Source organism: Nonomuraea sp. NPDC048881 (assembly GCF_040649795.1).
In the GTDB taxonomy this organism is placed as follows: domain Bacteria; phylum Actinomycetota; class Actinomycetes; order Streptosporangiales; family Streptosporangiaceae; genus Nonomuraea.
The window spans coordinates 843,689-855,349 of the sequence record NZ_JBEZGC010000001.1 but is presented as its reverse complement, the minus strand read 5'-3'; the positions used below and the strand labels follow the sequence as shown (position 1 = coordinate 855,349).

The following is an 11,661-nucleotide window of genomic DNA, read 5'->3' as shown; positions in this document are numbered from 1 at the left end:
TCAGCGTGACGTGACGGGCACCTGGGCACGGGCCGCGCGGCGGGCGGGAATGAGCGCCACCGCGAGGGCCGTGCCCACTGCCGTCACCACGGCCACTCCCAGCGTCACCGGCGAGGGCGCGCGGCCGATGCCCGCGCCCACGCCGCTCGTGTGACCCTGCAGGTCGATCAGCCCCACCACCACGGACGCCCCCACCGCCGTGCCGGCGCCGACGCCGAGCACGACCAGCAGGCCCGTGCCGGTCACCAGCGTGGCCATGACCTGACGTGGCGTCAGCCCCATGGCCTTGAGCACGGCCAGGTCGAAGGCGTGGTCGCGCAGGCCGATCGCGCTCGCGGTGAGCAGGTTGGCCAGGCCGATCAGGGCCAGCACGGCGATCAGCGCCACGATCACCACTCTGATGATCGACAGCCGGTCGGCCGGGTTGACCGCGGCCTGCACGTCGAGGTTCTCCCCCGACTCGGCCAGCAGCCTGGCGCGCACCTCCGCCTTGTCGGCGCCCGGCCGCAGGGCCAGCGCGTAGTACTGGGGCGGCACGGAGTCCTTGGCGGCCAGGCTGTCCAGGCCCACCGAGAGCACCTCGCCGTCCAGGTCGGGCTCGACGGTGCGGCCCACGATCCGGACGATCAGCGGCGAGCCGCCCACGGTCAGGCGCACCCGGTCGCCGATCCTGACCCCCAGCAGGTCGAGCAGCCCCTGCCCGGCGACCGCCTCGCCGCGCTCGGCGTAGCCCCTGCCCTCCATCACGGGGAACGGGTAGGGGTCGGTCGAGCTGCCGACCGCCCGCACCCGGACCGACCGGGCCTCGCCCGGGGCCAGGGCGTTCACGTCGCTGCCCGGGTAGACAGCGCGCACGTCGCGGTCGCGTTCGGCGATGCGCTGGGCCTCGGCCGACTCCATCTGCTTGCCGGGACGGACGTACAGGCCGGCGTGCTGGCCGACCTGTTCGGGGTGGCTGAGGAAGTTGTCGAGGGTGGCCCAGACGCCGAGACCGATCGTGATCATCATCATCGGCACGGCCAGGCCGAACGCCGTCAGGAACGCCGGCACGCGCCTGGTGAAGGCGTCGCGGGTGCCCAGGATCAGGGCGGGCGGGAGGCGTACGAGCAGGCCGAGCCGGGCCAGCCGGGACAGGTGGCCGCGCGGCGGCGAGGCCGGCACGGCGGGGATCGGCGGCGTGCGCGCCCCCCGCCAGGCGGGCACCCCCACCGCCCCCAGGACGACCAGCGCCGTGCCCGCCACGATGGCCAGCACCGGCACCGGCGCGGCCGAGTACGTGCCGAGCACCACGGCCGTCGCCCCCCAGCCCGCCAGCGCGCCGAGACCGACGCCGAGCAGGCCGAGCGCGCCGTGCTCGACCAGGAGCAGCAGGGCGACCTGGCCGCCGGTGAAGCCCATCGACTTGAGCGTGGCCAGGTCGCGGAGCTGGCCGAGCACCCGGCCGCCGGCGGCGTTGGCCAGCGCGAGCGCCGCCGCGACCATGCCCACCACGCCGAACAGCGCGAGCAGCGTGCCGAGCAGCCGGTTGTCCAGCTCCATCGCGGCCCTGACCTCGCGCCAGGTGTAGACGCGCTGGAGCTTGTCCTCCAGCATCACCACGACGCGCTGGGCCACGACCTGGCTGGCGTCGGGGTCGGACAGGCGCAGCCCGGTGACCCATTCGCTGCGGCCCAGCATGGGCTCGACGCGGTCGAGCGTGGCGGGCAGCACCCAGGCCAGCCCGGGGGTCCATTCGGGGTAGAAGCCCTGGTCGGCGGAGTCGGCGATGCCGCGCACGTACAGGGTGTGGCGCTCGCCGTTGAGCGCGATGACGGTGAACGGCGAGCCGATCGCCAGGCCCAGCGACCTGGCGAAGGAGTGTTCGACGACCACGCCGTCGGGCTGCGAGCCGTCGAGCCACCTGCCCTCGGCCAGCACGGGATGGGCCACCCGGGGCGGCGAGGCGGGCATCGCGCGCAGCGACGCGGGCTCCTTCTTGCCCTCCTGCGCCACGGTGACGGGCGCCGAGCGGTAGGGGCCCGCGGTGCCGGTGACGCCGTCGATGCCGCCCAGGGCGACTTGGGGGTCGTCGTCGGTGTAGACCCAGACGTGGGCGCCGTCGGTCTGGGCCGACAGGCTGCGCCACGGGTTGGTGCCGTCCTCCAGGAGGGTCGCCGCGGTGATCAGGGCGGCCACGATCCCGGCCACGACCAGCACGGTGAGCACCGCCTGGCCCTTCCTGGCCCGCAGGTCGGCCTTGATCCACCGGCTTCCGGCCAGGGTGGTGCTCATCGGAGGTCGATCACCTCGCCGGCGGTGCGGGTGCGGCGGCGGGCGATGCGGCCGTCGTCGACGATCTCGCCGTCGAACAGCGACACCAGCCGGTCGGCCAGGCCCGCCACCCGGGCGTCGTGGGTGACCATGACGATCGTCTGCCCCTCTTTGTGCACGTCGCTGAGCAGGCGCAGCACGTCGCGCGTGTTGCGGCTGTCGAGGTTGCCGGTGGGCTCGTCGGCCAGCAGCAGGCTGGGCTTGTTGGCCAGGGCCCTGGCCAGCGCGACGCGCTGCTGCTCGCCGCCGGAGAGCTGGGCGGGCGAGGCCCCGGCGCGGTCGGCCAGGTTGAGCGCGCCGAGCAGGCTCTCGCGCCGCTCTCGGGCCACTTTGGGCGAGGCCCCGGCCAGCAGCGCGGGCAGCTCGACGTTGTCGCCGACGGTCATGTTGGCGACCAGGTTGAAGAACTGGAAGACGAAGCCGACCTTCTTGCGCCGCAGCAGCGCCCAGGCGCTCTCGGAGAGGGTGTCGACCCGCTGCCCGTCGAGCCAGATCTCGCCGCTGGTGCGCGCGTCGAGGCCGCCGAGCATGTGCACGAGCGTGGACTTGCCCGAGCCGGACGGCCCCATCACCGCGACGAACTCGCCCGGCTCGACCTGGAGGTCCACCCCGCGCACGGCCGGCACCGGCACTGCGCCATCTTGGTAGATTTTGACCAGATTGACCGTTTTTAGGACCGAGCTCATGCCAGATCCTCCTGGCATCGCTCCAGCCAGTCAAGATCGGCCTGAAGGTGCAGCATGGCCCCTTCGATCAGCAGCAGGGCCACCCGGTCGGTGGGCTCGGTACGGGAGAGCAGGTCGTTGAGGTCGCCCATGAGCGACAGGTAGTGGCGGCGCTGGCGACTGATCAGCGCCATCCGGTCGGCGATGCCGGTGAGCGGCGCGAGCACGAGCTTCATGAAGAACTCGTCGCGCACCCGAGGCCCCTCGGTGGGCTCGTCGACCCAGATGGCGAGCAGGTCGCGGCCCTTGGCGGTCAGGTAGTAGACCTTCTTGTTCGGCCGGTTGGACTGTTCGACGTCGACGGCCTTGACCAGACCGTCCTTCTCCAGCCGGCCGAGCGTCACGTATATCTGCCCGATGTTCGGGGAGGGGTAGGCGCTGCCGAACGTCTGTTCAAGGGCCTGTTTGAGCTCGTAGCCGTGGGCCGGTTCCTTGGCCAGGAGCGCCAGCAGGTGAAGCCGCACGCCTCACCTCCCCGCTTTGTGTTACGTGAGCGTTACGTAGGTATCCGTTGACCATCAGATTACAGGTGTGCATAACATGAATGCATCTACCTAACACGTATGTAACCCCGCTGATTGTGGAGGAAACAGAGTGCTGCGCCCGCTTTCGTTCGCTCTGGTCGTCGTGCTGGCGGCCGGATGCACGGTGGCGGGCGACGAGGGCGGCGGCGAGAAGGGGACGGGCGGCACAGGCCCGATCACCTTCGCCACCGGACGCGACACCACGGCGTACCTGCAACCCCTGCTGGACCGCTGGAACCAGGCCCACCCGGCCGAGAAGGTGACGCTGCTGGAGCTGCCCGAGGCCGCCGACGAGCAACGCGCCCAGATGGTGGCCAACCTCCAGGCCCAGAGCAACCGCTACGACGTGCTGGGGCTCGACGTGGTGTGGACCGCCGAGTTCGCGGAGAACGGCTGGATCATCCCCCTGGAGCGCGGGTTGTTCCCGCTCGACAGGTTCCTGCCGCCCGTCGTGGACACGGCCGTCTACAAGGGCAAGCTCTGGGCCGTCCCGTACACCAGCAACGCGGGACTGCTCTACTACCGGACCGATCTCATCAAGAAGCCGCCGCAGACCTGGGCGGAACTTCGCGATAAAGCGCGAGAAGTAACGAAAAAGCGGGACATCGGAGGCTATGCGGCCCAACTCCTGGCCTACGAAGGCTTGACCGTGAACTTCTCCGAGGCAGTGCAGTCGGCGGGCGGGCAGATTCTCAACCACGACGGCACGGAAGTGACCCTCGATCCGGCCAAGGGGAAGATCGCGCTCGACTTCCTGATGCAAGGGCTGCGGGAGCGCTGGATCACCGGCGACTCCCTGACCTTCAAGGAGGAGGAGACCCGGCTGGCCTTCCAGGACGGGAAGCTGGCCTTCGCCCGCAACTGGCCGCACGCCTACGGCCCGGCCAGGGCCAAGCTGGGCGACCGCTTCGCGGTGACCCGGCTGCCCGGACTCAACGGTCAGGGATCCAGCTCCCTCGGCGGGATCAACCTGGCCGTCAGCGCCTACTCCAAGCACCAGCAGACCGCACAGCAGTTCATCCGCTACTTCACCAGCCTGGAGAACGAACGCCGCGTCCTCACCGAGGGCTCCTTCCCGCCCGTGTGGACCGAGCTGTACGACGACCCGGCCCTGATCAAGCGGTTCCCGTACCTGCCGGTGCTCAAGGAGAGCATCCTCGCCGCCAAACCACGGCCGGTGAGCGCCAACTACAACCAGGTGAGCCTGGTGATCGCCAGCTCGGTCGCCAAGGCCCTGGCCGACCCCGAGAACGAGTCCGCCGACGACGTCGCGGCCTCCATGAAGTCAGAACTCGAAGAGATCATCAGAACCCAGTGAGGCAAGCCATGCGTAAAGCCAGTGCAGCAGTAGTCCTGGCAGGGCTCGCGGTAGCCGTCGCCGCCTGCGGCAACGCCCCGACGACGACGACCCCCACCGCCTCGGAGTCGGCGCCGGCCAGTTCCGCCGCCGGCGCCAAGACGCTCGAAGGCGTCAAGCTGGAGGTCGCGGCCAAGTGGACCGGCGCGGAGCAGAAGAACTTCGAGCAGGTGCTCAAGGCCTTCTCCGACAAGACCGGCGCCACCGTCACCTACGCCTCCACGGGTGAGGACACCGGCGCCTACCTCGGCCCGCGCATCCAGGGCAAGAACCCGCCGGACGTCGCGATCCTGCCGCAGCCGGGTCTGGTGCAGCAGTACGCCAAGCAGGACGCGCTCAAGCCGCTGTCCGCCGAGGTCACCCAGGAGATCGACACCAACTACACGCCGTACTGGAAGGAGCTCGGCTCCGCCGACGGCAAGGTGTACGGCGTGCTGATCAAGGCCGCGCACAAGTCGCTGGTCTGGTACCGCTCCGAGGCGTTCGAGGAGGCCGGCGTCCAGGTGCCGACGACCTGGGACGAGCTGATCAAGGCCGGGCAGACCATCGCCGACTCCGGCACCCCGCCCTTCTCCCTCTGCGGCGCCTCCGGCTGGACGCTGACCGACCTGTTCGAGAACGTCTACCTGTCCAGCGCCGGCCCGGAGAACTACGACAAGCTCTCCAAGCACGAGATCCCCTGGACCGACGCCAGCGTCGCCACCGCCCTGGAGAAGATCGCGCAGATCGCGGGCAAGAAGGAGTTCGTGCTCGACGGCGCCTCCGGCGCGCTGCAGACCGACTTCCCGACCTGCGTGACCAAGGTCTACGGCAACAAGAAGGCCGCCATGGTCATCGAGGCCGACTTCGTCGCCACCCAGGCCACCCAGGACGGCGCCAAGGTCGGCGAGGGCGCCAAGTACTTCCCGTTCCCGAAGGCCGGCGACACCGCCCCCGTCGTGCTCGGCGGCGACGTGGCCGTGGTCATGAAGGACTCCCCCGGCGCGATGGCCCTGGTGCAGTTCCTGGCCTCCAAGGAGGGCGGCGAGATCTGGGCCAAGCTCCCCGGCTACCTGTCGCCCAACAAGAACGTCTCCCCCGACAACTACCCCGACGAGCTGACCAAGCAGCTCGGCCAGACGATCGTCTCCGCCGGCGACGCCGTCCGCTACGACATGTCGGACCTGGCCCCGAGCGCCTTCGGCGGCACCGACGGCAAGGGCGAGTGGAAGGTCCTCCAGGACTTCCTGCGCAACCCGAGCGACGTCAAGGGCGCCCAGGAGGCGCTCGAGGCCGAGGCCAAGAAGGCCTGGAAGTAAAGAGGTAAGGCCGTGACCGAACGGTTGGACGGCCCGGCGGCCCCGCCCGCGAAGATCGCGGGCGGGCCCTCCGCAGGACCGGCTGAAACCCCCCGTACGAGACGACGCCTCGGCCCATCGCCGGCGGTCGCCATCGCCTTCCTCCTGCCGGCGGCCCTGCTGCTCGGCGTCTGGGTGGTCTACCCCATCGTCTACTCCATCTTCCGCAGCCTGTTCGACGCCTCGGGCAGCGGGTTCGTGGGGCTGGGCAACTACGCCACGATCTTCAGCGACCAGGGCATGCTGGTCACGATCCGCAACAACCTCATCTGGGTGGTCGTGGCGCCGATCGTGGTCACCACGATCGGCCTGATCTTCGCGGTGCTGACCGAGCGCATCAAGTGGGCGACGGCGTTCAAGCTGATCGTGTTCATGCCGATGGCGGTCTCGCTGATGGCCGCGGGCGTCATCTTCCGCCTGGTGTACGAGGAGAGCCCCGACAAGGGCCTGGCCAACGCCGTGCTCACCACCGTGCACGACACGTTCTCCTCCTCCAAGGGCTACCCCGAGGCCCGGCCGCGCGGCGGCGACGAGTCTCCCGTGACCGAGCAGAACGGCGCGGTCGTCACCAAGGAGCCCGCCCAGGCGGGCAAGCCGGTGCTGATCCCGATCGTCGGCGTCAAGCCGCAGACCATGCCGTCCAACGCCCAGACCGCTCGCGCCCCCTCGGGCGACGGCCTGTCGGGGACCGTCTGGTTCGACTTCACCCAGGGCGGCGGCGGCCAGAGCGGCGCGGTCGACCCGACGGAGAAGGGCCTGCCCGGCATCACCGTCGAGGCGGTCCAGAACGGCAAGGTGGCGGGCACCGCCACCACCGCCGACGACGGCACGTTCCGCTTCGACGGCCTGCCCGCGGGCTCCTACGTCGTGCGGCTGCCGGAGTCGAACTTCCAGGCCAGCTACGGCGGCCTGACCTGGCTCGGCCAGACGCTCATCACGCCGGCGATCATCGGCGCGTTCGTCTGGGTGTGGGCCGGGTTCGCGATGGTGCTGATCGCCGCCGGCCTCGCCGCCATCCCGCGGGACGCCCTGGAGGCCGCCCGCATCGACGGCGCGACCGAGTGGCAGGTGTTCCGGCGGATCACCGTGCCGCTGCTGTCGCCGGTGCTGCTCGTCGTCTTCGTGACGATGATCATCAATACGCTGAAGGTCTTCGACCTGGTCTACATCATCGCGCCGGCCTCGGTTCAGCCGCAGTCGAACGTGGTCGCGCTGGAGATGTGGCGCGTGTCGTTCGGCGGCGGGAACAACCAGGGGCTCGGCAGCGCACTCGCGGTGTTCCTGCTCATCCTGGTCCTCCCCTTCATGATCATGAACATCCGCCGGTTCAGAAGGGAAGACACATGACGACCGCGACCGTGAAGGCGTCTCACCGACTGGAGTCGGGCGCGCCGCGCAGGGGCGTGGCGAGCAGGATCGTGGACCGCCTCGGCGGCGGGGCCGTCCAGGTGATCATGATCGTGCTCGGCCTGTTCTGGCTGGTGCCGACGCTCGGCCTGCTGGTCGTCTCCCTGCGCACGGTGAAGGTGAACAACGCCGAGGGCTGGTGGACGATCTTCACCAAGCCCGCCGAGCTGACCCTGGCCAACTACAAGAACCTGCTGGCCAGCGGCTTCACCTCGTCGTTCTGGAACACGGTGGCCATCACCGTGCCGACCACGATCCTGGTGATCGGCATCGCGGCCATGGCGGCGTACGCGTTCGCGTGGATGGACTTCCGCGGCCGGGACACGGCGTTCCTGGTCGTGGTGGGCCTGCTGATCGTGCCGATCCAGATCGCGCTGATCCCCGTCGCCGCCTTCTACGGCGGTGTCGGGATCTTCGGCACGATCCCCGGCGTGGTGCTGTTCCACACGGCGTTCGGCCTGCCGTTCGCCATCTTCCTGCTGCGCAACTTCTTCGTCGGCATCCCGGCCTCGCTCCTGGAGGCGGCCAGGATGGACGGCGCACCCGAGTGGAAGATCTTCGCCCAGGTCGTGTTCCCGCTGGGCAAGCCGGCCATCGCCTCGCTGGGGATCTTCCAGTTCCTGTGGGTGTGGAACGACATGCTCATCGCGCTCGTGTTCGCCAACACCGACAACCAGCCGATGACCAAGGCCCTGCAGTCCCAGATGCGGCAGTTCGGATCGAACGTCGACATCCTCTCCTCCGGGGCGTTCCTGTCACTGATCATCCCGCTGGTGCTGTTCTTCGCCTTCCAGCGGTACTTCGTCCAGGGCATGATGGCCGGTTCCGTCAAGTAGCCATTCCCGGCGGGCGCCCGCCTCCCGAGGGGGGCAGGCGGGCGCCCGTAACATGTCCTTCCGGACCTCCGATGATTGTTCATGAAGCGTCTTCTCGCCCTCGCCGCAGCAGCCTTCATCTCCCTCCCCCTCACCCCCGCCGCCGCGCTCGGCGGCGCCCCGGGCTCGCCCGGGGCGGGCGACCCGTACTTCCCCGGCCAGGGGAACGGCGGCTACGACGCCGGCCACTACGACCTCGCCCTCGACTACGAGCCCTCCTCCAACGTCCTGACCGGCGTCGCCACCGTCAACGCCCGCGCCACCCAGGCGCTCAGCCGCTTCGACCTCGACCTGTCCGGCTCGCTGTCCGTACGCTCGGTCACCGTGGACGGCCGGCCCGCCGCCTTCACCCGCAGCGGCGACGAACTGGTCGTCACCCCCGCCGCCGCGCTCGCCTCCGGGCAGGGCTTCTCCGTCGTCGTCCGGTACGACGGCAGACCCACCCACGTCCTCGACCCCGACGGCTCCAGGGACGGCTGGATCAGGACCAGCGACGGCGTCTTCAACGCCAATGAGCCGCAGGGCGCGATGACCTGGTACCCCGGCAACCATCACCTGTCGGACAAGGCGACGTACCGCTTCTCGGTCACCGTGCCCAGCACCAGGGTCGCGGTGGCCAACGGCGACCTGGTGGCCAGGACGTCGGCCGGCGGCCGGACCACGTACGTGTGGGACGCCCGCGAGCCCATGGCCGGCTATCTGACCACCGTGTCGATCGGCAAGTTCCAGCTCACCGACACCAGGTCCGGCGGCTACCGGGTGATCACCGCCGTGGACCCCAAGCTCGCCGGCACGGCGACGGACTTCGCCGCCCGTCACGCCCCCGTCCTGGACTACTTCAGCTCGCTCTTCGGCCCGTACCCCTTCTCCTCCACCGGCGGGATCGTGGATCACGAGCCGAACGTCGGCTACGCCCTGGAGACCCAGACCCGGCCCATCTACCCCGTGGTGCCCGGCGAGTCGCTGCTCGCGCACGAGCTGGCCCACCAGTGGTTCGGCGACTCGGTGACACCCACCTTATGGCGGGACATCTGGCTGAACGAGGGCTTCGCGACGTACGCGGAATGGCTCTGGCTGGAGAAGATCGGCAGCCGTCCCGTGCAGACGTCCTTCGACGGCGTCTACGCCAGGCCCGCCGACGACGAGTTCTGGCAGACGCCCACCGCCGACCCCGGCGGCGCCGCCGCGCTCTTCCACGACCCCGTCTACGACCGCGGCGCGGCGACCTTGCACGTCCTGCGCCGGACCGTCGGTGACAACGCGTTCTTCACGATCCTGCGCACCTGGGCGAACGACCACAAGTACGGCAACGCCGACACCGCCGCCTTCGTGGCCCTGTCCGAACGCGTGTCCGGCAGGCAGCTCGACGCCCTCTTCGACGCCTGGCTCTTCCAGCCCGGCAAGCCGTCGTTGTGATCATTCCGGTACGGCCTGCGCGTCCGTTTGGGCGGCAAGCCGTACCAGACCTAGATAAGCTTCACGGCCATGGCCGGTCGTCCTTTGCATGAAGTCGTCGAAGCCGGATGGGCTCAGGCTCTTGAGCCCGTATCCGAGCAGATCTCCTTGATGGGTGAGTTCCTGCGCAACGAGATCGCCGAGGGCAGGCAGTACCTGCCCGCGGGCCCCAACGTCCTGCGCGCGTTCAACCAGCCCTTCGACGACGTCAGGGTGCTGATCGTGGGCCAGGACCCGTACCCCACGCCCGGCCACCCCGTCGGGTTGTCGTTCTCGGTGGCGCCCGAGGTGCGGCCGATACCCGGGAGCCTGCTCAACATCTACAAGGAGATGGAGTCCGACCTCGGCCTCCCCCGCCCCGCCAACGGCGACCTGACCCCGTGGGCCGAGCAGGGCGTGCTGCTGCTCAACAGGGTCCTGACCGTCATGCCCGGCAAGCCCGCCTCCCACCGGGGCAAGGGCTGGGAGCAGGTCACCGAGCAGGCCATCCGCGCCCTCGTGGCCCGCGACAAGCCGATGGTCGCCATCCTGTGGGGCCGCGACGCCCGCAACCTCGCGCCCATGCTCGGCAGCGTGCCGCGCATCGAGTCGGCGCACCCGTCCCCGCTGTCGGCGCGCAGCGGCTTCTTCGGCTCGCGGCCGTTCAGCCGCGCCAATGAGCTGCTCACCCAGCAAGGCGCCGCACCTGTCGAGTGGAAGCTGCCCTAGCATCGTCGCCATGAGTGATGAACCGAAATACCTGCGCCTTACGGTCGAGCTGACCGTGGAGGTGCTCGACGTGAACGCGCTGCAGGCGGCGGCGCTGGCCGAGATCCGGCATCCCGACGCCGACCTCAGCGACGAGGAGCGCTCCGAGCAGGCCGACCTCGTCAACTCCGACGAGACCGGCGCCTCGGCGCTGCAGTGGCTGATCGAGCCGGACCACGTGCTGCAGCTCGTGGACCACATCACCGAGATCGAGCCGCGTGAGGCCGTTCTCGGGGTGGAGCCGTCCGAGGGGCCGAGCGAGGACGAGGACGAGGACCACCACGACCACGACCACGCGTGACCTCTCGCACGTGACGTGACCTGAAGTGGTGTGACCTGATGTGGTGTGGCGTGACGTGACGTGATGTACGCCGACCGGCCACGGCGCCCATCGCGTCGTGATCTGCGACGTGCGGCGACCGGCCACGGCGCTCCATCCGCGCCGCGGCTCCGTCGTACGGCGCCCATCACGTCGTGACCTCTGACGTACGGCGATCAGCCACGGCGCCCCACCCGCGTCGTGGCTCTTCGCCCCGGCTACGATCGTCTCGTCCGGGCTCTTTCCGTTCTCCGAGGGATCTGTCGCCATGATCGTGGCCTTCTCCATCACCCCGCTGGGCGTCGGCGAAGGGGTCGCCGAACCGGTCGCCCGCGCCGTCAAGGTGGTCCGCGAGAGCGGCCTGCCCAACCGCACGGACGCGATGTTCACCACGATCGAGGGCGAGTGGGACGAGGTCATGGACGTCGTCAGGCGCGCGGTGGACGCCGTCGCCGAGGTCGCCCCGAGAGTCAGCCTGGTCCTCAAGGCCGACCTGCGCCCGGGCGTGACGGACGGCATGACCACCAAACTCCAAAGCCTCGAACGCCACCTCCCCTGACCCACCTCCCCCACGCAGAGGAACTCTCGGCCGCACCCTCGTACCG

Annotated in this window: 11 protein-coding genes; 8 read left to right on the top strand and 3 right to left on the bottom strand. The window is 69.9% G+C overall.

Annotation, left to right across the window (positions count from 1 at the left end):
* The 3 genes from AB0C33_RS04030 to AB0C33_RS04020 are packed head-to-tail and all read right to left on the bottom strand — an operon-like array spanning position 1 to position 3,499.
* Complete coding sequence (locus AB0C33_RS04030) at positions 1-2,271, bottom strand: FtsX-like permease family protein (RefSeq protein WP_358283392.1); 2,271 nt, start codon at positions 2,269-2,271, stop codon at positions 1-3.
* Entirely contained in the window at positions 2,268-2,996 is a 729-nt protein-coding gene (locus tag AB0C33_RS04025) for an ABC transporter ATP-binding protein (RefSeq protein WP_352349946.1), read from the bottom strand. The genes AB0C33_RS04030 and AB0C33_RS04025 overlap by 4 nt, the downstream gene beginning before the upstream one ends.
* On the bottom strand, positions 2,993-3,499 hold the full coding sequence (locus AB0C33_RS04020) for a PadR family transcriptional regulator (protein WP_358283390.1): 507 nt from the start codon (positions 3,497-3,499) through the stop codon (positions 2,993-2,995). Before AB0C33_RS04020 ends, AB0C33_RS04025 begins: the two co-directional genes overlap by 4 nt.
* A gap of 130 nt (positions 3,500-3,629) precedes the next feature.
* Between AB0C33_RS04020 and AB0C33_RS04015 the strand changes: the two genes are divergently transcribed.
* From AB0C33_RS04015 to AB0C33_RS03980, 8 genes are all read left to right on the top strand, one after another.
* Complete coding sequence (locus AB0C33_RS04015; RefSeq protein WP_358283388.1) at positions 3,630-4,877, top strand: ABC transporter substrate-binding protein; 1,248 nt, start codon at positions 3,630-3,632, stop codon at positions 4,875-4,877.
* 8 nt (positions 4,878-4,885) lie between these two features.
* Positions 4,886-6,214: an ABC transporter substrate-binding protein gene (locus AB0C33_RS04010; RefSeq protein ID WP_358283386.1), complete on the top strand. Its 1,329-nt coding sequence runs from the start codon at positions 4,886-4,888 to the stop codon at positions 6,212-6,214.
* A 12-nt stretch (positions 6,215-6,226) separates the two neighbouring features.
* Positions 6,227-7,600: an ABC transporter permease subunit gene (locus AB0C33_RS04005; protein ID WP_358283384.1), complete on the top strand. Its 1,374-nt coding sequence runs from the start codon at positions 6,227-6,229 to the stop codon at positions 7,598-7,600.
* Positions 7,597-8,496 (top strand): carbohydrate ABC transporter permease, encoded by a 900-nt coding sequence (locus AB0C33_RS04000; RefSeq protein ID WP_358283382.1) that lies wholly within the window; start codon positions 7,597-7,599, stop codon positions 8,494-8,496. The genes AB0C33_RS04005 and AB0C33_RS04000 overlap by 4 nt, the downstream gene beginning before the upstream one ends.
* Positions 8,497-8,577: 81 nt before the next feature.
* Complete coding sequence (locus AB0C33_RS03995; RefSeq protein WP_358283380.1) at positions 8,578-9,951, top strand: M1 family metallopeptidase; 1,374 nt, start codon at positions 8,578-8,580, stop codon at positions 9,949-9,951.
* A gap of 69 nt (positions 9,952-10,020) precedes the next feature.
* Positions 10,021-10,698, top strand: coding sequence for a uracil-DNA glycosylase (locus tag AB0C33_RS03990; RefSeq protein ID WP_352320349.1), 678 nt, complete (start codon positions 10,021-10,023; stop codon positions 10,696-10,698).
* A gap of 10 nt (positions 10,699-10,708) precedes the next feature.
* The gene (locus tag AB0C33_RS03985; protein WP_352320347.1) at positions 10,709-11,038 is read left to right on the top strand and encodes a hypothetical protein; all 330 of its coding nucleotides are present in this window, start codon (positions 10,709-10,711) and stop codon (positions 11,036-11,038) included.
* A gap of 286 nt (positions 11,039-11,324) precedes the next feature.
* Positions 11,325-11,615, top strand: coding sequence for an MTH1187 family thiamine-binding protein (locus AB0C33_RS03980; RefSeq protein ID WP_358283378.1), 291 nt, complete (start codon positions 11,325-11,327; stop codon positions 11,613-11,615).
* Positions 11,616-11,661 lie beyond the last annotated feature (46 nt).